We start from the raw sequence: 25,433 nt of genomic DNA, 5'->3' as shown, positions 1-25,433 counted from the left end.
CTACATCAATCGTATCCGCTGGCGCACTTACGCTGACCGCCTGTGTTGCGACATCGCTAAACGTACCGTCTTCATCTTCCAAACTGACGCTGATAGTAAAGTCACCCACTGTGGTATAGGTATGCGATACATCGCCCACACTGCTGTAGGTTGCTGTTGTGCCATCACCCCAGTTCACGGTAATGCCATTCGCAACAATGGTGTCATCGCCCGGGTCGATTATTGCCCCTAGGTTCAGGGTATACGCGGTGTTTTGGATACTGGTCAACGCACCAGAGAGTTCTAATGTCGGCGCTACATTGTTGATGGTGACATCGACGGTACCTGCGTCAAACGTGCCTTCATCATTCACGATCTGCACACTGATAGCGGCACTGCCATTACCATCTGCGAAGGTGTGGGTTACATCCCCTAGCTCAGTAATCGACTGCACCGTAGAACCATCCCCCCAATCTATGAGGTATTCGGACACAGGATCATCACCGGGCTCTACCAAGTCTGCTAACGTGAGGGTGTACACACTGCCTTCGTCTGTCTCACTAGCGCCGCTTACGGTGATGGATGGGGCTACATCTTCAATATCTACGATAAGAGTGGCCGCAACATGAGGATCAGCATCTTCGTCTGTGACTAAGAGTCTAATACTACGTGTGGCATTTCCATCTGCAAATGTATGATCGTAATCTCCAGCCCCGGTATAGGCTGTGGTTGTGCCGTCGCCCCAATCGATCACGGTATTGGCAATAGTATCATCACCTGGGTCGACGATATCACCGAAGGTGTAGGTCACCTCGCTGCCTTCATTAACGGACGTGGGGCCCGTGATAATAGAAGACGGCGCTACGTTAAGAACATTAACAAATTGTGTACCCGCATTTTCAAAAGTACCGTCATCATTGACGACATCGACCGAAATATTAAAGCCGAACGGGCCGTCACTGTAGACATGGGTCTGCGTGCCAAATTCATCACCACTGATGGTTTCAACTGTCCCGTCACCCCAATCAATAACGAACTCCTGAATGGGATCATCACCTGGTTCAAACACACTAGCGGTAAGGCTATATACAGCCCCTTCGTTAACCGAACCTCCACCATGAAGATTAACGGTAGGTGCTACATCGCCCACAGTCACAGTAAACGTTTCTGTATCTGTTTGTCCGTTCACATCGTCAGATACGGTAACAGTGACATCATAAACACCGTCATCGGCAAAATTATGAGCAATGTTAAAGTCTCGACTGAATATGGAAACGTTATTCTGAACAGTCCCGTCTCCCCAATCAATGGAGTAGGTCCAGCCATTACTATTCTGATCTGTAGGGTCAGTAAACGAAATACCCTGAACGAAAGTAGCGCCCTCATTCGCAGTTGCATCAGAGATTGCCTGAACATCCAAAACTTCGGCAGGAACACTGACTTGCACGTCTTTTGTTGAAACACCTTCGTATGTGCCATCTTCGTCGACAAGGTCTATAGATATTTCGTAATCGCCTGGAGTGGCATAAACATGGGTAACATCACCAGGACTGTTAAAGGTTTCAACGGTGCCGTCTCCCCAATCGACAATGAAATCTGTCACTGTGTCATCGCCAGGGTCGCTCGGGTTACCTAATCTTAGGGTATATACCTGGTCTTGTTCGACATCATTATTTCCAAACAAACCTATTGATGGGGCAACATTGCTAATAGTTGCTTGATAGGTTTGTGTCTCTATTGCTTCGGCTGTACCTGATTGGTCGTCTACTGTAACCGTAACGGTGTAAACTCCATCGTCAAGATAACGATGGCCCGTATTAAGCGTGCCTGAATTGGTTGTATATTGAGAGGATCCACCGTCTCCCCAGTCTACGTTTACCAGAAGCGTATCACCATCAGGATCGGTGAAGTTTATTGTGTGACTAAAACCAATTCCATACGACTCAGTTCCCGTATCGTCGGCACCTACGCTCATCCCTGGTGCGTCATTTACAGGTAATACAGTAATATTCGTTGTAGCGGGCTCAGCAAAGTTTGCCCCATCACTGCCCGCCCAAGTAAAGCTATCCAGCCCATTAAAATCTTGATCACCCAGATAAGTTAATACACCAGCTTGTAGCGCATTTACATCGAAAGTCTGTCCTGGCGCTATAGCCACACCATTGAGTGCAAGTACACCGCTGATGGGAAGTGTGATAAACGCAACTTCTTGAAGTGGCTCCCCTTCAGGGTCAACAAATGCATTTAAAAACTCGTTAATATCTATAACAATACTTTCGTCTTCGTTTCCTTGAACGACAAAATCCGTGGTTTGAGGTATTTGATTACCGAAACGCTGCATGAAGACATCATAGCCGTCGGTTCCCCCCATCCACGATGTCCATGACGCGATAAACCCGCCATCGCTTAATGCTGCTAAGCTTGGTTCATACTGTGAACTACTAGTATTTTGATTTATCAACTGCGGGAGATCTATAAGGCGCCCAGCTTGGTCAAACTCTTGCACAAACACGCCTTCACTACTACCGTCATTGCCGGTAAAGGCAATGGCAAAACCACCACCTGCAAGCGCAATAATGCTTGGATCATGCTGTGAATATAAATAATCTTGATTGACCCTAAACTCTTCGCCTACAGCAACGGATTCTCCTGCAGCGTTAAACGTAAAGCGTTGGGCGTAGACGCCATTGCTATATAGGTCGGCCGTATTATCAGTCCAGGTGATGACAAAGTCTCCGTTAGCCAGCCCAGCAACTGCACTTTGCGTCTGGCTTCCGCTTACCGATGTATTGACTTGGAATTCGCTTCCGACTGCATTTCCGTTGGCGTCGAATACTTGAGCAAAAATACCAGTACTGTTAGCATCAGGGCTTTGCCACGATACGACATAGCCACCATTTGGCAATGCCGTCGAACTCGCTAATGTACTTATATCAGCAGTGTCTTGATTACTCGAAACCGTAGTGTTTACTAGCAATTCAATGTCTAAGGGTTGACCTGTGGCTGCGAAGCGCTGCATGGCAACACCCCACCCGCTGTTATCACCTGTGTCCGAATCAAATGTCTGCCATACCACAGCAAACTCACCGTTTGGTAAAACTGCAACCTGTGAAGAACTCTGTGTGTTAGACACCTTGGTATTCACGACAAACTCAGCGCCATTGTGCGGAGCTTGGTTGAACGGCGTGCCGTCGTTGTTGAAAATACGCCCAATGATTGAGGACCCTGAACCATCTTGCGATGAATCAGTAGAAGTCCAAGTCATCACAAATGTACCGTTGTTGAGTGACTGCACGGTAATTTCGTTTTGCGTACTCGTGAGTGTTGTGTTCGCTACCTGATTAGAGCCAACTGGATTGTTTTCATTGTCATAAAGTTGGAAATGTACATCGCCGCTTTGGTTGTCCTGCCAAGAAACGACATAGCCATCGAGATCTCCGTTGCTGTCATAAAGTGCCGATGACTGGGATGCTGACTGTCCTCCCGTGGCATCTGTGTTTACGGCTCTTTCTGGTTGTAGCGTCGGTAAATTGCCATCCAAGTTTTGAGAAATATTGACAACAATAGATTGCGCTAAGCTTGAACCACCTGCGCCATCAGTTAAGCGTACGCTATAGGTACGCGTCGACTCTGGTGCATCTGAAATATTTCTGTAAGTGACGGCTTCGAGCAGGGACTCTATGGCCTGTGCACTCGCACTAGCATTAAACGTAACCACTAGTGCGGTGTCATTGGTTCCGCTAGAGTCCAGAGTACCGATAACCGTGCCTTCATACAAAACGTCGCTGCCAGACACAGCAATTTCGTTTGCACCAGAACCTTGATTTTGAATTCCCAAATTATCCTGAGGGAAGAAGGACTGACGTCCAAGCTGGTCGCCTTGCCCATAAGAAGAGATACGTGCAATCTCTAGCTGTCCATTTGTAAAATCAGTCGTATCGATATCTGCGACACCGGCACCGATAAACAATAGCTGGGGAGCAAAGTTGAGACTGGATTCACTGAACTCAATGGAGTTAGATGCTATTTCAACGACAGGCGCTTGACTAGTTTCAAACTGGCCATCACTGCCAAACATGCGCAAAAGGATGCCATAGCTGTTCGCTTGGTCCGGCTCAGTGTTATAGCCCGTCCAAGTGACTGCGAAGCCACCGTTATTCAGTGCAGTAATGCTAGGTTCATAGTTTCCATTGACATTATTTGTTTCTGCTCGTTTTGGTCCATCAACAATCCTGCCATCATTGTCAAACTGCTGAACAAAAATACTGTAAGGGTTGTTAGAATCTAAGTAGCTTACGGCAAAACCACCTCCGACTAATGCGGTAACATCAGGCTCGTACTGCGCGCCACTCGTCTGCTCGTTTACGCGCAGCAATTCTCCAACAGCTTGACCGTTTGCATCAAATAGCTGAGCAAAAACGCCAGCGTTACTGGTATCGTTGCTGTCAGTATACGTCACAACAAAACCACCGTTGTCTAGCGCTGCCACTTTCGGCTGATACTCGCCATCACTGGTATCGGCCACTGTAATTGCACCTGAGAACGGACTACCATCGTTGTTAAAAATTTTAGCTTCTATATCAGAGCCTGTTCGATAGGTAACGACCAGCTTTCCGTTGGCTAACTCAGCAATATCCGGCTCGCTCTGAGTACCAGAGGTTATGGCGTTGGCAAGAGTTTCGTTTATAACGCGGTTTCCATTAGCGTCAAACGTGGTTAAAAAGGTACCGCTGTTGTCGCCTACACCGTTGCCGCTGAAAATGGCAGCGAACCCACCGCCAGCCATTGAAGTCAAGCGCACCTGTGACTGGGTGCTAGACAGCGTATCGTTGATAATAAAATCGTCGCTTTGCTGCACGCCATTTAAGTCGAATAGGCGACCAAATATACCTGAGCTATCATCTTCCCCACGACCCTGCCAGGCAACCACAAACCCACCAGCCACCGCTGTTACACTCGGGTATGTTTGTTCTTGTGGGGTGTATTCATTAACAATAAACTCGTTACCTATTGGTGAGCCATTGGCATCAAAGCGCTGCCCCACAATACCACTACCCCAACCATCCTGATTCTGCGATTGCCAAACGACCACTAGCGAGCCATCTTCCAATTCTGTCACTTCTGAATACTGCTGGTTGTTTTCTTGGAAAGTATTGACCTGAATTTCGTCCCCCTGGGGCGACGCACCATCAGCAACGGGCTCAACCACAAAGTTAATCGCATTATTTGATGTGCTGTTGCCTTCGCCATCTGTCAAGCGCAGAGATATGGTTCGTTGAAGCGTAGGGCCATTTGAAGAGTTGAGGTAGCTTAACGCCTGAAGTAAAGCGTTTATGCTGGCTTGATTAGCATTTGCATTAAAATCAATATGAAGTTCATTGCCGTTAGCACCATCTTTGGTAATGCTAGCAAAAGCGGTACCTTCATAAGAAATAGTACTTCCAGATACACTGATCTCCCCTAATCCGTTCCCCGAACTTAATACAGAGAAATTATCCTGTTCATTAGCACTGACAAATTGACCTTGTGCACCATAACCAGTAATCACAGTAACGGTTAGGCTACCACCGTTAAAGTCATTAGATTCAGCGCCGAATAAATCAGCACTAGAAATAAATGCTTCAGGGGTATCAGATTCGGTCAAGATAATTTCGTTAGGCAAACCAGCAATTTCAATTTGACCTGCACCATCAGAAAATTGACCGTCACTGCCAAACCCTCGCCAGAATACTCCATAGGAATTGTTTACCCCAGCTTCAACGTTATAACCGCTCCAAGCAGTAATGTAGCCACCGCTGGACAAGCCCAACACAACAGGCTCCCACTCGGTGCTGACGTTATTAATGTTGACCTGATTGTTACCGTCAATAGCATTTCCGGCAGCATCAAATTCCTGGGTAAAAATGCCATCAGGTGAGGCACCTGAATAGTAACTTACAACAAACCCACCTGTGGCCAGCGCATCCACTTTAGATTGATATTGACTGCCCAACGTTCCTTCGTTCACCCGAATTTCATCGCCAATTACATTGCCACTCGAGTCAAATAGCTGTGCAAATACACCTGAACCGCTGCCGTCACTGTTCACCGTATAAGAAACGACAAAGTTTCCATCAGCCAATGCTGTGATATCGGGCTCACTCTCTGTAGTTGCAGGGCGATCAATAACAATTTCTGGCGCTGTAATAGTGCCATCAACATTGACTAAACGAAGGGTTATTTGATTACTGCTTTCGTAAGTGACGGCAAGTTGCCCGCTAACCAATTCTGTGATCGAAGGATCAAACTGTGACCCACTCGTAGATTCATTGATTAAGAACTCAGTGCTTAACGGTGTACCATCTTCATTAAATAAGCGGCCAAATACCCCGCTGCTGTCGCCGACACCATTACCTTCCCAAACTGCTGCGAATCCACCGCTGCTCAGTTGGATTATTTGCGGGTCGTTTTGAGTGGAACTTGTGGTTTCGTTAATTACAAATTCACCACCAACTGGTTCGCCAAACTCATCAAACCGCTGTGCGACAATACCGTAACCGCTACCATCAACACCGCCAGTGTCTAGCCAAGCTACCACAAACCCATTGCCGTTAGCCGCGACTGATGGCAATGACTGTGAATTTAACGTGCTGGTATTGATAGCGATTTCATTGCCAATAGGCGCACCATTTTCACTATACCTTTGAGCGAAGATACCTTGGCCATTTCCATCTTGGTTGGCATCAGATGCCCAGGCCATTACAAACCCGCCACTTGCCAACTCAGCAAGTGCTGGCGTAGTTTGATAGCCCAACTCAAAACTGTTTGCCTGAATGTCGCCAGTCTGTGGTGTAGAACCGTTAGCTACTTCCGTAATGTTTAGCGTAACGACCTGATGTGCGCTAGAACCTCCATCACCGTCAGTCAGACGCATCGCAATTTCTCGACTGGCCTGTGGAGAGGTAGAAAGGTTGGAATAACCGATTGACTGCATTAACGCGTTTACCGCTTCTAACGTTGCATTTGCATTTAAAGCGATGTGTAAACCATTCCCCGCTTGCCCATTTTGTGTAATGGTGCCTATTGCGGCGCCCGCATAGCTCACCGTACTTCCTGAAACCCCAATCTGTCCCTGTCCAACACCTTGATTATCGATAGTAAAGTTGTCATCAGCAAACTCTTGATTTGTATTTACGATATCCCGATACCCACCCACAATATCGATTGTTAAAAGGCCGCCATCAAAATCTGCCGAATCGCTATCAAGAACATCAACATTGCTGAAAATAAACTCAGTATTGGTACTTTCAGTAATTGTGATTTCTGCTGGAATATTTTCAATCTCTGGGCCATCGCTACTACTGAAATCACTAGCAATGCCAACTAGCTGTTGACCTATTTCATAAGTGCTATTAGCAGGTGATGTAAGATTATATCCAGACCAAATAACTGCAGCGCTCTGATTTCCAACGCTCACAATGGTAGATTGGTGGTCTGTACTCGGCCCTGAGCCAGCTAAAACTGGCCCATCCACTTTTGTAGGGGTAGTACCTGAAGCTTCAAATTCTTGGACGTACACGCCCGCATTTGCCCCCCAAGTAACGGCAAAATTACCATTATTCAATGAGGCTATTTGAATACCATCGTTTGAATTCCAGGTTGTTTCGCTGGTGTTAACAATAAACTCATCGCCGATAAAGTTGCCGTTTGCATCGATGCGTTGACCGCGGAACCCCCAAAAATTTTGCGCAAATTCATCAATGTAGTGCCCCCAAGCGAGTACAAAAGTGCCATCATCAAGCGCGGTCACTGCAGGTTGGTTCCATATATTCCCTTCTGACGTATTTACTTTGAATTCAGAAACTAACTCTGTTCCATCTACAGGATTAAAAATACGCGCAAATACGTCGTCACCCGAGCTGCTCTTCCACGTTGCTACCACAGCGCTTGCTGAGGCTGCTATGTCGGCATTGCTTTGAGAACCCGAAGTTGACGTGTTCGCTAATAATTCAGCAGTTGTTGCAACACCAGCATTATCAAAAAAGCGCATAGCGATACCAATCCCGCTTGTATCGCCTGTGGCACTATCGTAAGTATCGAACGCTACGACGAAGCCACCATCAGCAAGCGCAGAAACAGAAGGTGTACCTTGTATACTGGACAGGTTTTCATTAACAATAAATTGATTGCCAAGAGCTTGGCCAGAAGCGTCAAAGCGCTGCGCATAAACATTTATATCGCTGTTGGACTCGCTGGTAACGCCCTCCCAAACCACGACAAAAGAACCATCACTAAGGCCTGCAACGTCAGCGTTGGTTTGATTACCGAAGTTTTCCGTGTTAACCACGAACTGGTTACCAACTGCTTGTCCATTTTCATCAAAGATTTGTGCAAATATTCCATTGGAACTGCCATCAAGACTGTTTTCGCCAGTCCAGGTAACCACATATCCCCCACCGGATAACTCGCTGGCAGACGGTATAGTCTGGTTACCAGCAGTCACTTGGTTAATTAGAGTCGACTCACCAACTAGGTCAAAGTCATTTGCAGACTGCTCAAAATTAAGACTATAGTCTATATTCGTTGAGGTGCTGTTCGCACTGTCATATACATAAAGTCTTACGCTTCTAGGGTTAAGTGCGCCTGAATCGCTGCTATAGCCCAATGCTTCAATTAAAGCTTCAACTGCTTCATCGGTAACGCCAGTCGTAAAATCAATACGCAGGTCACTGCCCGCTTCTCCATTGTCAGAAGAATCAATTGAGGCAAACGCAGTCCCTTCATACGAAATAGTAGAGCCGCTCACACTTATTTGGCCATTACCCGTTCCTATGTTAGCCACGCCTAAGGTATCTTCGAATGTCTCGTTGCTTGAAATATAACGCAAAGTCAAATACCCACCGTCTAGGCTATTTGAACCGGTGTATTCAAAATTGATGTTGCTGTCTAATAGAGCCAGCTGACCTACTACGTCCGACTCGTTGAAAGTTACATCTCTGTCAAAGTCTTCCATTAAAAAGGCAGGAGTTGACACCGATGAACGTATATCAATAAGAATGGCATTTCCTTGGGTAGTTGCACCACTGCCGTCGGTCACGCGAATTGAGATTGTTTCATCATTTTCTACGTTATTTTGAGAGGCATAGGTAAGGTGTTCTATCAGTGCATCAATTGCTAATGTTGTGGCATTAGCGTTGAAAGTGACAGATAATCCACTGCCATTTGTGCCATTTTCACCACTCGAAATTTGGCCGATCACTGTGCCTTCAAAACTAACATCAACTCCGCTAACAGAGATTTGGCCGAGACCCGTTCCGGTTGTCTCTATGGCAAGCAGGTCATCAGCATCGCTTTGGGTAAGGTAGAAAACCTCTAACATACCGCCGTTAAAATCATCGGTGATGTGAGTGAAATCCACGTCCGCATCAATTCTCACAGGCGTTGATGCCACTGAATTTAAAATTTGCCGCGTATCAGTAACATCATCCAGACTAGGTGGCGTAGAACGGTTGAAATCGCTGGGGTTACCAAAAATGTTTTGAAATACGCCCCAACTGCTATCATCTGGTTCTAAAGAGAAGTCAGCCCAAACTGCAATGAAGTTGTTTGACGACCCTAGGCCAGTGAGAGAAATTTTATCAACACTGGACCCTGAGGTACTGCTTGCTATCACCTCGCCATCAATGGGAACACCATTACTGTCAAACTCGCGAATAAATGCGCCGTCGTTATCCCCTACACCATTACCCGTCCAGCCAACGACAAAGTTACCATTGGGTAAAGTCGCGACGCTAGGCTCTGTTTGATTTCCTGTCAGCGTTTCATTTACCTGAATGAGATCGCCGTTAGCGGTTCCGTCCGCATTGTAACGCTGGGCAAAAACACCATCGTTACTGCCATCTGTACTTTGAAATACAACGACAAAACTGCCATCTGAGAACGCTGCAACCTGATTATTTTGTTGTGAACCGTCTATCAACAAGTCTATTTCGCTACCAATCGCACTGCCATTGTTATCAAAACGCTGCATTACTATGTCGCTACTGTCTCCTCCGGCTTGCGTAGTAGAATACCAAGAGACAACAAAGCCACCGCTAAAGCTGCTAATAGACGAGTTGTATTGTGTACTTGAACTCGTAGTGTTGGCCGTAAATGATGCGCCTGCGGGCGTACCATCTGCATTAAAAATACGCACTGATATACCCCAGCCGGAAGCATCGCCGCCGCTGTCAGACCAAGTTGTTGCAAACTTTCCATCTGACAACGCGACCACGTCCACCAATGACTCCGTGTTGTCTGAGCCATCTCGCAACAAAAACTCTGAGCCCACAGGTGTCCCATCAGACGCATAACGCTGTGCAAACACGCCGCTGCCATCTGAAATACCATTCCCTTCCCAGGTTATTACGAAAGAGTTATCGCTTAGAACGGTTACAGCCGGAGCTGATTGAGCGCTGGCTGTGGTTGTATTGACTAAGAATTCGTTACCTACAGATAGCCCATTGGCATCAAAGCGCTGAGCGTAGACGCCCCAACTACTGTCATCTTGGTTAGACGAAACCCAGGTAACCACGTAACTACCATCGGCAAAACTCGAAACATCTGGCGTAAATTGCCCCCCAGCTGTAAATGTATTGACTAAATCTGGCCCAAAGACAGATCCAGAGCCATCGGTGTCGGGTGAAACATTTACGATAATAGTTTGATTGCCTGTACTGCCTCCATCACCATCTTCCACATTAAGAGAAAGGGTTCGCTGTGCGTTAGGCGCTTCTGATGTGTTGGCATACGTCAAGTTTTGGACGAGCGCCTCGATAGCTTCGGCTGATGCATTGCTATTTAATTCTATGCGCAGCTGAGTGCCATTTTGGCCACCGTTAACGATAGTACCAATCACCGTTCCGCTATAGGATATCGTTAAACCAGACACTCCAATTTGACTTGGCCCGTTGCCCTGATTATTAACGCCTAATTGATCTTCTTCTCCACCAAACTGGATATACCCAAGGGTAACAACACCACCGTCAAAATCGGTCGAGTCGCCGTCTTGAAGGGACACAGCAGCGTCTAAAATTTGAGGTGCATTATTTACAGCGTTTTCAGCGAATGTTACTTCATTGGCGAAACCTGAAAGCGTAGGATTCTGATTGGTCGATTGGCTTCCAAAAAACGACTGGAAAATGCCATAACTACTGCCATCGACGCTATTTTGATCGTGGTAAGTGATGACATAATCGCCGTTACCCAACGAGGTAACGCTGGGGCGGGTTTGCATCCCTGACTGTTGCCCTATATTGACGAGTTGGTCACCATCTAAGGGCTGCCCATCGGATGAAAATTCACGCCGAAATATGTCAGCACTATTAGCTGAATACCAAGTGATGACAAAATTGCCGTTAGGCAGATGATCAATGCTTGGGCTGTTTTGACCAGAAGCTGGATTTTCATTTACAACGAAGGTTTGACCCAGCGAACTACCCGAAGCGTCATAACGTTGCGCTAATATTGCACTACCACTGCCATCCGACAGGTTTGTCGTATCCTCCCATGCCACAACGAAGCCGCCATCAGCGGCATAAGAAACCTTTGGCGTAGCCTGATTGCCCGCCGACAAACTGGTTACCTCAATTTCTGAGCCTAACGGTGCGCCGTCGTTAGCAAATTGCTGAACAATAATTTCGTTTGACGTACTGCCATTGTGATTATCGGAATACCAAGTAATTGCAAATCCTGTAGATGACGCATCAATACTGGAGGAATACTGAGTGCCAGTGGTCGTAGTATTTGCAATTAATTCGTTGGTTACGGCAGTCCCATCACTTTGAAATATTCGATACGATATTCCCCATGAGCTGCCGTCGCCACCAGACGAGGGCCACGTTACAGCAAAGTTACCGTCAGACAGTCGTACCACGTCAGGATACTCTTGTGAGCTAGATGCAAAGTCATTAACTTGAAACTCATCACCCAACGCCAAGCCATTTGCGTCGAAGAGCCTGGCTTTAATGTCGACACTATCGTTTGTTCCATGCCCCTGCCAAACTACCACATATGAACCATCAGCAAAGGTGGTGACTTTAGGGTCATTATCTGATTGACCTGCGGTTACGGCTGATTCTTGACTAACAAGAAATTCTGTCCCTAAAGCATTGCCGTCGGCACTAAAGCGCTGACCGTGAATACTGTAAACACCATTGTTATTTTCTTGCCCTTCACTTTGCCACACCACGACATAACTGCCGTCATCAAAAGCAGCAATATCCGAGTTGTACTGAACTCCATCGGTGAATGTATTGACTAGCGAGGAGGTAAAAGCAGTGACTGTCGAGTCAATTTCAGCGCTAATATTGACAGTAAAGTTAATATTTTCGCTCGATGCACCATTTGCGTCGGTAAGCCGCAGGCTAATGCTGCGTGATTCATCGGGGCTATTAGAGGTATTTCGGTACCCGGTTGCTTCCAGTACGCCCTCAACGGCTTCTGTTGTCGCATTGACATTGAAAACAATGACTAGTTGACTACCATTTTGCCCATCACTAACGAGCGAACCAATCTGAGTGCCCTCATAAAATACAGAGCTTCCTGAAACGCTCACTTGTCCTGCAGCATTCCCTTGGTTAAGTAGTCCCAACTGATCGTCGCTAGAACTTCCAACATTATAACCTACGGTGAGTGTCCCGCCGTCAAAGCCTACATCTGACACATCAGCTACTGATACACCAAGCTCCAAAGGCACAAGCCCCGCATTAACCAGTGCCTCATCAAAGTTATAGCTAGAAGCGAAGCCCGTTATCTCTGGCCCGATTGCGTCGGCAAAAGAGCCAAAACGATTAAGGCTGATATCAGTGCTATTGAATCCGGTGCCGCTTTGTTCAAATGCGATGAAGTAGTTGTTGCCCGAACCAATGACAACAGGATTATCAACCGATGTATTTATATTTGATTCAACCCGTAACTCACTGTCTATAGGCACTAAATCAGAAGTAAACTCGCGGCGCATAATGCTGCCTAAATTCGCATCGTGCCACGTGAATACGTAATTGCCATTATCAAGTTGAGCGATGTCAGGGCGGTATTGAGTGCTTGAGTTATTTTCATTAATAACGATTTGTGCCGTAAGTGCACTATGAGAGGCATCAAATTTTTGAGCGACAATACCATATCCACTGCCGTCTGCGTTCCCAGATAGGTCTACCCACGTAAGTACATAGCTTCCATCGGCTGATGCATTCACTTCGACGCTGAGCTGATCTCCAGCCTGACCCAACGTAATATCAAGTTCTGCACTGGCAAAGGTACCATCATTGTTTACCGCACGAGCAACGACATCACTCGAACTTCCGCCAGCCTGTGTACTTGAGTACCAGCCCACAATATATCCACCATCGTACGAATCGACAGAAGGTTCATATTGGGTGCTAGTAGTAGTGCTATTAACGACAATTTCATCTGTAACGGGAGCCCCATTGGAATCGAAAATTCTTGTTACGATGGACCACCCACTACCGTCGGCACCCGCACTTTGCCAAGTTACCGCGACATTGCCGTTTGACAGGCGGGTAATCTGACTGTCAGATTGCGTGCTTGACGTATATTGGTTTACCTGGAAATCATCGGTGGCTGGAGTGCCGTCAGCGTTGAAGATTCTTCCGTAAATGCCTGAACCGTCTTCCCCAACTTCTCCAGCGCCATCCCACGTGACCATAAAGCTACCGTCAGAAAAAGTGGTGACATCAGCATGCTGCTGCGCTGAGTCACTGGGCAAAAAGTCGGACTGGTTTATTTTTAGCTCTAACCCTACAGGCTCCCCACTAGCACTAAAGCGCTGAGCGTGTATTCCATAATTATTAGTATCGTTTTGTGAATAGCTATCCCAAACAACGATGAAACTGCCATCGTCAAACTCGCTGATAGAAGGACCTGACTGTACTGAGTTTGTATAAGTGTTTACCCTTTCTGTTGTGCCAACTGACGCAATTGAATCATTGGTTTGTTCAACGATAATTTCTGTTACTACATTGCTACTTGAGTTGCCCGTACCATCGTCGAGTCGAATAGAGATCGTACGCGTTGCTTGAGGGCTTTGTGAACTGTTGGCGTATTGAACGTTTTCCAGCAGTGCTTCTATCGACTCTACATTTGCATTGCTGGTTAAATTGACAAGTAGGTTGCTGCCGCTGTCGCCATTCTCAACGATGGTACCTATCACATTTCCTTCATAGGTGATCTGATTACCAGACACACCAATCTGCGAAGAGCCAGTCCCCTGATTGCGTATCGAAAGTGAATCTTCGCTGCTACCTCCCACCACATAAGCAATAGAAAGTTCGCCTCCATCATAGTTTGCGGTGTCTGTGTCTACCACTGCAACCGCAATATCAATAATTTGTGGGGCTGCATTCACTACGTTCTCATCGAAAACAATTTGATCAACCATACCAACAATTTCTGGTGGGATATTTAAAACAGAAGTATTCGTTGTAGAGAAAACACGCTGCACAATACCGGCTTGTGCACCATCATCAGTGGCAAAACTGTCTGAGTCCCATGTAATAACAAATTCACCGTTTGAAAGTGCGGTGATATCGGGGGTGTATTGGCTTCCATTAGAATTCGACGCTGTGGTTGCAAGCGTTTCAATACCAATAGGCGTGCCATCTTGCGCAAACTGTTGATATACGACACCCGATACAAAACTGCCGTCTAAGGTAGTTCGACCGTCCCAAGCCACTACGAAAGTATCGTCATCGAGCACAGCGACATCGGGCCTGTTCTGCGAACTACTTGTTGTGGTATTTACTAGAAAAACGCCCGATGCGTTGGTTCCATCAGCATTAAAAAGTTGTGCGTAAACTCCGTCACCTGAACCATCAAAGCCAGAATTTTCTTCCCAGACAACGACAAAATCACCATTGCTGAAATATTCAATTTTGGGGGTGTCTTGGTCCCCACCAGTTTGAACTCCAACCTGAACTGTCGGACCTTCGGCACTTAATTCATTATTGAATTGCTGGAATCGAACCACTCCGTTATTGCTACTTGGATACCAAGTAGCTGCGAACCCTCCAGCATGGGCACTTATATCTAAATAATAATTAGTTGTGTCGCCCTGTACAGTAATTGCCTGTTCTGTTGAGACTGCAGTTAGTGAGTTATCGAATGCTCGAAAGACAAGCTCAGCATTATTACTGCTGTCACTACGCCATCCGATGACTATATTTCCGTTGTCTAAGGTTGCGATATCTGGATAATCTTGTGTAGAAGATGTATCTGCATTTATCAGTACGTTAGCTGTAGTAGGCTCTCCGGATGCATTAAAATGTCGAGCAAAAATTCCAGCTCCGTCCCCCTCACCAGCGCCATGCCAAGTCACCACAAAACTACCATCAGCCAGTATAGTCACCTTGGGATTTTGCTGATTACTATATGAGTTAGACGGAACATTCACTTGAAACTCATGCCCTATTGGTGTGCCATTTGCGTTAAACCGCTGGGCATAAATACCATATGAATTTCCGACATCTCGTGTTGAATGCCAGACGGTAATATAGCTGCCGTCAGCAAACGCTGCGGAATGATTGGCACCTATACTGTTGTTGATAATAGAGTTGACTAAACGTTCGTTGCTGATAGGAGTTGCCATAACTTTTGTCCTTAAATATTGAAATGACGTGTAATTTGATTAGTAACCCACCACCAACAACGAGCAGGTTTGAATATTGTTTTGATTGAATGATTTTCTGAACGGCTCAGCTCACAATGAGTGAGCGCGCGAAGGGAGTTAAGAATAAAAAAGAGTAAGCTGAGAAATATTTCGAATACAACAATGTCATGAGGACAACGTTGCGTTACTTCCTTATAAAATATGTTCATCCTTGAAGATAGCCTTTTTTAATTACTTTGAATGTAACTAAAACAACTATCAATTTTCGCCGTGGAAGGGCTTGCGACAACTAAACGTAATACCTACTGCACCACGCACCAATATTGATTATTTAGCGTTTCGCCTTGGTAGCATAAACCATACCCACATTAAATAGCGTATATTTTTCATACAACTATAACTTTCACAATGTTATCTGCTTTTTGAACTGTAAATAATTTCGACACCTTTAAGAATAAATCCAATTCATTTAGTATCCGTAGGTATCAGAGGCCCAGCAGCGTCTCTACACCAAACAATATTGCACCTATCAACCCGCCTACGATCGTGCCGTTTATGCGAACTTTTTGAAGATCGCGGCCAATATTCAACTCTACCTGCTCAGCCATTTCACGCTCATCCCAACTATTGATGGTGTCGCGAATGTGACGGGTTAGAAATTCAGCCAACTCAGGCGCCATATATTTAGCCGCTTCTCCAATGTGCTTATTGAACGCTTTTGCTAGCTCACTGTCTTGCGTTAACGTGGTACCCAAATCGTTTAAAAGGCTCGACACCTTTGTTTCTGCTTTACCATTTGGCTGTTCAAGAGACGTTAAAAGCCATTGATGAAACTTGGCCCATGATTGCTGAACATACGCGTTTAACGCTGGGTCATTAATAATTTTTTCCCGATAGCTGTTTACCTTTTTCTCCATTAACGGGCTGTGCTGTAGTTCGTAAAGAAATTCGTGTACTTGCTCATCGAACGCATGGCGAATGGGGTGATGCTCATCTTCGTATACATCTTCCAAAATACTTGAAACCGCTTTAACAGCTATGAGTGCCCCCTGCTCGCTTAGCCAACTAGACGGCAATAGCTTTTCAATACGACTGTATTCGGTTTTTAGCCAGACTACTAACGTATCTGCTATGTAGATTTGGGTTTCTGGCTCTGCAAGCAGTGAGGCCAATTTCCCTAACACCCTATCAAGCACTACCTGATGCTGGCGCTCTTTCGTAACGGCGCTTAACGAGGTTGCCATCAATTGCCTAAGATCAAGTTGGTTAATGCCCTTCTGTGCGGTTTTAGCGATAAACGCTTTCACAGGTTTGTCATCGAGCACGCGAAGAACGCCTGCAAAAGCATCGCATAGAAAGCGACTTAAACGGGTAGCGTTTCTATCTTGTGACAACCACCTTCCCGCGCCCTTTGCAGGGTCGCTGTCCCGAATTAGCTTCTCTATTGCTTCAGGATGAAAGAACTTTTCCTTAACGAACAATGACAGGTTATTAGCAATAACAGACTTGTTACTAGCCACGATATTGGTGTGCGGAATGGGGTACTTCGCTGGAATTGGCTTAAATAATGCTGTCACTGCAAACCAGTCAGCTAGACCACCGATGAGCGCCGCCTCACTGGCCATCTTAATAAGCCCCAACCACCATGCTCCTTGCAAGGTTGGATAAAACTTGGGAAGTAAAACCGTTAAAACAAATACACTTGCGGCAAAAATCAAACAGGCCAATGCAAGCCTTTTAGCCTTATTTAATTGCGTGTACTTGTCCTGCATAAACTACTCCGTTTAAATTACTCGTTTACCATCTTGGTCTATAAGTGGTGTGCCGTCTTCTTTAGCAAAAGGGCCTTGTGGCCATACAGGCAAAATATCCAGTACAGCTTCACTTGGCCGGCATAATTTCACTGTTTCTTTTGCTTATTCGAATAGGAATTACCTTCAACTCTCCCAAGAGGTAAAGAAACTGCTTTTTCGTGTTCACCTTCGGGAATGCAAACAATAGGCCTATTCACTAAAACAGGATGTTCCAGCATCAATTCAAAGATGATTTCGTTACTCACTGTTTCATCAAGTAACCCTAATTCAGCAGCAGGAGACTTTGTTGTGCGAAGCGCTTGTCGAGGGTTAAGGTTAGCTGCATTCAACAAATAAGTTAGTTGTTCACGTTCCCACCCAACACGTAAATACTCAATAACCTGCACCTCATACCCAGCGGCCTTGATCACCGCCAGTACATTCCTAGACGTGCCGCACTCTGGGTTGTGATAAATCTTTATCATCGCCACCTAACCTCACTAAAAAGTAAAAACCACATATACCAACATACTATTAAAATTCGAGGACAGACACTCACATAGGCTAAAACCTTGCCCGTACTCGTTGGACACACACTCAAATAGCTACCTGTACTTCTCGGACACACACTCAAAAAAGCAGCTTGTAACCAAAAAGATGTATTCACATTGAGTGTCTGTCCATTTCTTTAAATAATTTCTTCAAGCGAGTGTCTGTCCCCTTCTGAGCTCCCTTCTGAGCTTAGGGCCATGTGGTGCAGAATGGTCAAATTCGCCATCCGATAGCAGATGAAACTATAAAATTAGCCATTACACTATTAAGGCAGCCTCCCCCTTTGGCATATTAAACTAACCTTTTGATTTAAAATACTTTTTAAGAGTGGCATGATACGTGAAATGTATTTTATAAATACACAATAAAATTTGTGTTTGATATTAATACCGTTAAAGCGTGTTATTAAGTATTTATAAAATAATCAAGGATATAAGAATATGAAAAAGTCTATTATTGCTAGTGCAGCTATGTTGCTTTCAGCCTCTTTGCTTACTGGCTGCGTTATCCATGTTGGCGACGCTAGTGCATTAGAAGGCAGCGATTTCAGTTCTATTCTAGGCAATATTGACATAGCTGAAGGGAAGCACGCTGGCGATATTTCTTCTGTTAATGGCAATGTGGAAATTAGCGATCATGGTGGCGCGGATGAAGTCAGCATCGTTAACGGAAATCTTGAAATGGGTAGCCATGTGTCTGTCCGAAATATCGATATTGTAAATGGCGATGTAAGTGCAGCTTCACACCTCAATGTGCTTAAGGGTGTAGAGACCGTGAATGGAAATGTTACGCTTCCTACGCAAAGTACAATTGGCGGTAGCGTTGAAACAGTGAATGGAGACATAACAGCAGTTGATACAACCATTGAAAAACACATCAAAACACTCAACGGCGATATTACTTTGTCTGGCTCTTCTCACGTTTTAGGCGATATCGTATATAAGGAAAGTGAAAGCGCTTGGGGTAAGAAATCAGACAACAAACCTACCCTATCGATTAGTGCATCGGTTACTGTGGACGGCAACATTGTTTTGCACCGTCCAGTTAACTTAGATATTGAAAGCGACGAACTTAAGCAAAAAGTCATTGTAAGTTACAGTGGTGCGCAGTAACTTATCAGCTTAATCATTTAAGCTAACATTCTGGAAATGCATGACTGAACAAGAAAAGATGCTTGCTGGCGATTTATACTTTCCGTCAGACAAAACATTATCGGCATTGCGCAAGCAATGCCGTATGCAATTAGACGAGCTCAACACAACTTGTCAAAGTGACCACAAAAAGCGTACAAGACTACTAAAAGCGCTGTTTGGTAGTACTGGAAAAAGGCTTTACATTGAGTCTTCATTCAAATGTGATTACGGCGAAAATATTCACGTAGGCGAAAATTTTTTCGCTAACTTCAATTGTGTGATTTTAGATGCAGCGAAGGTCACGATAGGTGATAACTGCATGATTGCGCCTCAAGTCGGTTTCTACACCGCTACGCACCCATTAGATCCGGTACAAAGGGCAACCGGCATCGAGTTCGCCAAGCCCATTACTATTGGCGATAATTGCTGGATTGGTGGTATGGCGGTCATAAACCCTGGCGTAACGTTGGGAGACAATGTGGTTGTGGCCTCTGGCGCGGTGGTAACTAAGTCTTTTGGCGACAATGTGGTCATAGGTGGTAACCCTGCCAAAGTCATCAAAGAAATAGAGCAAGCCGAATAGAGCATGTGATGTTTTCGGTATCACATGCCTTAAAAAACACCTTTACACGAGTCCATACCAAGTCACATCTATCGATTTAATCTGAACCGGTAATTCAAAGACTCTTCAGGGGCCGCCATTAGTACCTCAAAGGCGGCCCCTGATTTTAGCCCAGTATACAGAGCTAGGTAAAATTAAACGCTATCCCGTTAGTAGTCTAAAGACAAACGCGCTCTATAAATCGTTAATCCCAGTCTGGAGCAAAATCTGGGTTTACAATTCGGTCGCCGTTATCAAGATCATCAATAAGCGCGAGCTCTGAATCAGTTAAATGTACACCACCGTAAGCTAAATTCTCTGCCAAGTGTACTTTACTGGTTGATGAAGGGATTGCGTAAATGTGACGTTTCTCCATCCACGCCAGAACAACTTGCGCAGGCGTCGCATCGTGGTTTTGCGCTATTCGCAATAACGTTTCGTCCTTCATTACTTTTCCTACCGCAAATGGCATATATGCAGTCGCTTTTATGCCTTTTTCCTTACACGCTTCAACAACTTTCTTATTTTGCATGAAAGGATGGATTTCAATTTGGTTGGTGTAAATCTCGCCTTTACCAAGAACCTTTTCGGCCTTATCTAACAAATCAATAGTGAAATTAGACACCCCAATATGACGAGTAAGCCCTTGCTCTTTCGCCTTCGCAAGATTGCCTAAGTAACTTTCGAGTGAAATATCATTACCAGGATATGGCCAATGGATAAGAAGCAAATCAACATATTCTAGCTTCAGCTTTTCTAAGCTTTCGTGAACACTTGGAATAAAATGAGCATCGCCCAATGACTCGTGCCACACCTTGGTGGTGACAAACAGTTCGCTTCTATCAAGGCCGCTGGTTTTTATGGCATCACCAACTTGTGCTTCGTTGTCATAAAATTGTGCGGTATCAATGTGTCTGAAACCAACCTCTAGCGCTTTACTGACTGACTCACGGGCCTCGTCACCTTTCAACCGAAACGTTCCCATTCCTAACTGAGGCATATCTTTCATTACTCTCTCCTTTTCCGTTTTGGTCTTACCCTACTTGACGTAGCAGCTTCACACTTTGCTACGCCATCGCTTAGAAAGAAGATCGTAATCATCGTGACTGAAATCAGAATTAAATGGGAGACAAACTTAGTGATTAAGTTGAAGAATGCACGTCACCGAAATAAAAAAGCCGCTAGCGAACGCTTGCGGCTTTGAGTAATCACTTACACGTCAAGAATAAATTAACTATTACTTACGTTTGGCGGGGCGCCCAGCTCGTTTATTTAAGCCTTGTTGCTTACGCACTTTATGCTTTTTAACCGAGCGACGCATGCGACTTAAACGCGCGTGGTCAAGTTTGCCCTGGCGTACATTAACCATAGTTTGCGTTTCATCCGGCAGTTGAACATGGCTACGAAGCGCGTTCACGTCTTCTAATCCTAGTTCTACCCACGCACCTTGCGGTAGACGCTTCTGCAGTTCAATTGGGCCATATTTAACGCGGATCAAGCGGCTAACTTGCACGCCCTGCGACTCCCAAAGACGACGCACTTCGCGGTTACGCCCTTCTTTCAACGTTACGTTGTACCAACGGTTCATGCTTTCATCTTCAGCATGCTGCGGCGTAGGCGCACCTGAAATTGTCAGGAACTTTGCTTCGCCGTCTTCCAGCTCTACACCTTTTTGAAGGGTATGTAGTGTTTTGCCTGTTACCTCACCGAATACACGTACTGCGTATTCGCGTTCTACTTCACATTTCGGGTGCATCAGGCGGTTGGCTAGTTCACCATCGTTGGTGAATAACAGCAGGCCACTGGTGTTCATGTCTAGACGACCAACGGTGATCCAGCGCCCTAATCGAATGGCGGGAAGGCGGTCAAATACCGTATCGCGACCTTCAGGGTCGTGACGGCTACACAATTCACCTTCGGGTTTGTTGTACATCAACACACGGCAAATTGGCTGTTCTGTTTGACGAGATAGCAAATGACCATCAACACGGATTTGTGCGGTGTGGTCGACTCTATCTCCTAATGTTGCTTTGGTGCCATCGACCGATACTCGGCCTTCTTCAATCCAACGTTCCATTTCTCGTCGCGAGCCTAGCCCTTGGTTAGCCAGTACTTTTTGCAACTTTTCAGTCATGGGTTTTCACTCTTTAATTGCTTGTTTACGGTCGCACGGTCTATTCGGACGGTGCCTCATTTAACACCTTAAGCGGCGAGTCTGACGCAACGCTTTCAGCCATGTTTTCGAAAGCATCAGCATTGGGCAAATCGCTCAACGACGTCATCGAAAAATAGTCTAAGAAGCCTTTGGTAGTTGCATAAAGCGCTGGTCGCCCAGGCACTTCTTTGTGACCTACTACCTTAACCCAGTCTCGTTCTGTGAGTGTCTTTATAATATTACTGCTTACCGCCACGCCCCTGACCTGCTCTATTTCTCCGCGGGTTATAGGTTGACGATAGGCAATGAGTGCCAAGGTTTCGAGCATTGCTCTAGAATACTTTGGCGCATTTTCCTGCCACAATTTGCTTAACCACGGGCTTAACGCATCTAACGACTGAAAGCGATAGCCACTTGCTACTTCCACCAATTGAATGCCTCTTGGCTGATAGTCTAACTTTAGTTCGTTAATCACCTTACTCAAGGTTCTATCAGCGACGGTAAATTCATTGAGTACCGTTTCTTTTAAATGCTGCTTTGAAATAGGCTTATCAGCAACAAATATTGCTGCCTCTACCAATTGTTTAAGCTGCGCCGTGTTAATTTTCTTCATGGGCACCTAATTTTACATGAATTTTTGCATAAGGACCTGCCTGAATGCATAAAATTAGCTGTTCTTTTACTAATTCTAAAATTGCTAAGAAGCAAACCACTACCCCAGCTTTACCTTCTTCAACCGTAAATAGGCGTTCAAGTGGCGTATATTCAGTTGTTGTGAGTAACGACAAGATGAGCGACATGCGCTCTCGCGTGCTCAGTGCTTCCCGTGCAATGGTATGGTGTTCAAACGCTTCAGCGCGCTTCATGGCCGCACTGAACGCCAATACAATTTCAGCTAAAGACACATCGGGCTCAATGCGAATTGGCGCCACATTCTCACTTAGTTCAACGTGAGTGGTGAAAATATCCCGTTCAAGTCTAGGCTGAATATCTAAATCTTCTGCCGCTTGCTTTACTAACTCGTATTCTTTTAATCGGCGAATAAGCTCTGCTCGAGGATCTTCTTCTTCGTCGGAATCGTCACTGCGTTTAGGTAGTAGAAGCCTGGACTTAATTTCTGCCAATATGGCTGCCATCAGCAAGTACTCTGCTGCCAGCTCTAATTTTAGCGACATCATGGCATCTACATACTCCATATACTGCTTGGTAACATCTGCGATGGGCAGTGTGGTGATATCAAACTTTTGTTTTCTAATCAGATAAAGTAGTAAGTCGAGCGGCCCTTCGAAGGTTTCTAATATGACCTCTAGGGCATCGGGGGGAATGAAGAGATCTTCAGGCTTTTCAATTAGCGCTTCGCCATTAATAAACGCAAGTGGCAACGGCTGCTGAACAGGTGTCGAAAGCCCCTTCTCAACAGAGGCCTCATTATCGTTATTATTGTCTTCAACAAGCTCTGACACAGTTCCACAACCGTTTTTACGCGCTAACAAAGCGGCGATTATTGATATTATTATTTACGCGTTCACGCGAGAACTTGCAGCGCTTCGCTGTACATCGAAGCACTACAGGCCCTCGCAACATAGTTTACGGTTTCCTACTGTAACTTTCACTCACAACAAGCAAAAGAAGCTAGTTAAAATAGGCTATTTACAACAACCTGTTCAAAAAAACAGTAAAACGAAAGTTACTCGAAGGGAGACGGATCGCCCGTGCCATGTCGCACAATTACCGGCGTGTCTTCCGACAAATCAACCACTGTAGTGGGCTGCTCTCCAATGTAACCACCGTGAATAATAAGCCCTACTTGCTTTTCTAAGTTGTCGCGAATGACATCCGGGTCTGATTCGGCCATGGTGTTACCTGGCAAAATCAAAGACGTAGACATCAATGGTTCGCCCAGCTCTTCTAATAATGCAAGTGCAATGGCGTTATCGGGCACGCGAATACCTATGGTTTTACGTTTAGGATTTTGCAAACGCTTTGGTACTTCGCGGGTCGCTTTCAACACGAAGGTGTAACGCCCTGGTGTATTGTTCTTAATTTGCCTGAACGCCGTGTTGTCTACCTTTGCGTAAATTGATAGCTCAGACATGTCTCGACACATTAAGGTAAAGTTGTGATCTTTATCGATTTGACGAATACGACACAACTGCTCAAGCGCCTTTTTGTCTTCCATTTGGCAACCTATGGCGTAGCCTGAGTCTGTCGGATACACCACCACTGCCCCCTCTCGAATTAACTCACAAGCCTGACTAATTAGGCGCTTTTGCGGGTTGTCGGGGTGCACATAGAAAAATTGACTCATAATTACTTCCTTTTCTTAAACGCGCAGTACGATACTACTTTGCCAACGAGGCAAGTGTCTGTCCACTCGTAAAGCTTGCTGGTTAAGCTCGTGGGTAAAACTCGCTGGTTAAATTAGCTTTTGGGCTTTTTACTAACCAAATCTCGGCATTTTAATTAGCTTTAGCGCTCATCAACCGTACGTGAACCATTTGCCTTACCTTGCCCATTTATACCGAGAGCGTTGCAAATTAGATTTCCTAGCTCTCGGCCATCTGCCCTTCAAATTGTTTCCAATTATGCCATACGGGTGTGAGCTTACTGCTAATGCCGAGGTTCTTACCCAGCTCAGTCCAACGAGACGGAAAGTGAAAATCAGAGCCCGCCGATGCTAACAACTGATGGGTTTGTGCAAGCTCATTAATAAGCTCTTGTTTGGTTTTATTAATACCTGGAAATGCGGTTTCAATGGCGTCGCCACCGGCTTGTTCGAACAGCGCCACCAAGCGCCGTAGCCATTTTGCTGTCATGTCGTAATGGGCGGGATGAGCCAATACAGCTTGACCACCTGCATCGTGGATCCACTCGATAGCCGTTTCGATGCTTGGCCACTCAGCTTTAACTGCGGCTCGTTTGCCTTTGCCAAGATACTTCTTAAACGCGGCGTCCATACTTGGCACACCGTAGTTGTTTACTAATACGCGCGCAAAGTGCGCCCGTGTCACCTGGCCAACGCCAGCTAGCATTTTTGCGCGCGCGAAAACACCTTCAAACCCACACTTTTCGAGCTTATCAGCAATTTTTTCAGCTCGGGCTTCTCGGGTTTGAGACTGGCCTTGCAGCCGCTCAAGAAACGTTGGGCAGTGTCTGTCCACATTTAATCCAACTATATGGATATCGAAACTGTGCCAAGTGGTGGAAATTTCAACACCATCAATAATGGTTAATGCACGTTTTTGCTTCGATTGAGTTGCATGTGCTTCTTCCAAACCGGCTACGGTATCGTGGTCGGTAACGGCAAGCGCATCCACCTGCATGGTGTGCGCGCGAAGGATTAATTCTTCTGGCGTTAGATGGCCATCAGAGAATTTTGTATGACTGTGTAGATCTATTTTCAATGTCTTATGCAAATTTTAGGTTGACACAAACGGCAATTTGTTTTCTTCTATACACACAAAGTATACGTACTAACCGCTTCAAATCCTATTGAAGTTTGGAAAAACAACGAGTAATTCATGCATTCATACAATATTTCAACAGCAATGACAGTTGCAGCTTGGTGGTGGCACTC

The 25,433-nt window shown here is 45.5% G+C and carries 10 protein-coding genes and 1 pseudogene; 2 read left to right on the top strand and 9 right to left on the bottom strand.

What is annotated here, in order from left to right; genetic code table 11:
- The 3 genes and pseudogenes from MHM87_RS18195 to MHM87_RS18185 all read right to left on the bottom strand — a co-directional run.
- On the bottom strand, nucleotides 1-15,601 hold a 15,601-nt coding region (locus MHM87_RS18195; RefSeq protein ID WP_239260515.1), incomplete at its 3' end, for a PKD domain-containing protein.
- A gap of 506 nt (nucleotides 15,602-16,107) precedes the next feature.
- The gene (locus tag MHM87_RS18190) at nucleotides 16,108-17,394 is read right to left on the bottom strand and encodes a DUF445 family protein (protein ID WP_239260513.1); all 1,287 of its coding nucleotides are present in this window, start codon (nucleotides 17,392-17,394) and stop codon (nucleotides 16,108-16,110) included.
- Nucleotides 17,395-17,406: 12 nt separating this feature from the next.
- Nucleotides 17,407-17,900: pseudogene (locus MHM87_RS18185) on the bottom strand (arsenate reductase family protein).
- Between the two features lie 507 nt (nucleotides 17,901-18,407).
- Here MHM87_RS18185 and MHM87_RS18180 point away from each other — a divergent pair.
- Together MHM87_RS18180 and MHM87_RS18175 are read left to right on the top strand one after the other, a co-directional pair.
- Nucleotides 18,408-19,079 carry a hypothetical protein gene (locus MHM87_RS18180; RefSeq protein WP_049586818.1) on the top strand — a complete coding sequence of 224 codons (672 nt, stop codon included), beginning with the start codon at nucleotides 18,408-18,410 and terminating at the stop codon, nucleotides 19,077-19,079.
- A 40-nt stretch (nucleotides 19,080-19,119) separates the two neighbouring features.
- Nucleotides 19,120-19,683 (top strand): sugar O-acetyltransferase, encoded by a 564-nt coding sequence (locus MHM87_RS18175; RefSeq protein WP_239260511.1) that lies wholly within the window; start codon nucleotides 19,120-19,122, stop codon nucleotides 19,681-19,683.
- A 223-nt stretch (nucleotides 19,684-19,906) separates the two neighbouring features.
- On the opposite strand, the gene dkgB is transcribed toward MHM87_RS18175, so the two are convergent.
- From dkgB to MHM87_RS18145, 6 genes are all read right to left on the bottom strand, one after another.
- The gene (gene dkgB, locus MHM87_RS18170) at nucleotides 19,907-20,710 is read right to left on the bottom strand and encodes a 2,5-didehydrogluconate reductase DkgB (RefSeq protein WP_039225720.1); all 804 of its coding nucleotides are present in this window, start codon (nucleotides 20,708-20,710) and stop codon (nucleotides 19,907-19,909) included.
- Nucleotides 20,711-20,938: 228 nt separating this feature from the next.
- Nucleotides 20,939-21,835 (bottom strand): 23S rRNA pseudouridine(2605) synthase RluB, encoded by an 897-nt coding sequence (rluB, locus tag MHM87_RS18165; RefSeq protein WP_014948949.1) that lies wholly within the window; start codon nucleotides 21,833-21,835, stop codon nucleotides 20,939-20,941.
- Nucleotides 21,836-21,875: 40 nt separating this feature from the next.
- On the bottom strand, nucleotides 21,876-22,469 hold the full coding sequence (scpB, locus tag MHM87_RS18160) for an SMC-Scp complex subunit ScpB (protein WP_014948948.1): 594 nt from the start codon (nucleotides 22,467-22,469) through the stop codon (nucleotides 21,876-21,878).
- The gene (locus tag MHM87_RS18155) at nucleotides 22,456-23,319 is read right to left on the bottom strand and encodes a segregation/condensation protein A (protein ID WP_168533234.1); all 864 of its coding nucleotides are present in this window, start codon (nucleotides 23,317-23,319) and stop codon (nucleotides 22,456-22,458) included. The genes scpB and MHM87_RS18155 overlap by 14 nt, the downstream gene beginning before the upstream one ends.
- A 224-nt stretch (nucleotides 23,320-23,543) precedes the next feature.
- Nucleotides 23,544-24,164, bottom strand: coding sequence for an L-threonylcarbamoyladenylate synthase (locus tag MHM87_RS18150; RefSeq protein WP_014948946.1), 621 nt, complete (start codon nucleotides 24,162-24,164; stop codon nucleotides 23,544-23,546).
- 238 nt (nucleotides 24,165-24,402) lie between these two features.
- Complete coding sequence (locus MHM87_RS18145) at nucleotides 24,403-25,260, bottom strand: PHP domain-containing protein (RefSeq protein WP_049586825.1); 858 nt, start codon at nucleotides 25,258-25,260, stop codon at nucleotides 24,403-24,405.
- Nucleotides 25,261-25,433: the final 173 nt, after the last annotated feature.

It is taken from the genome of Alteromonas sp. Cnat3-28, assembly GCF_022348265.1.
GTDB classification, from domain to species: domain Bacteria; phylum Pseudomonadota; class Gammaproteobacteria; order Enterobacterales; family Alteromonadaceae; genus Alteromonas; species Alteromonas macleodii.
The sequence above is the reverse complement of the archived record's forward strand: the minus strand, read 5'-3'. Positions and strand labels throughout refer to the sequence as shown.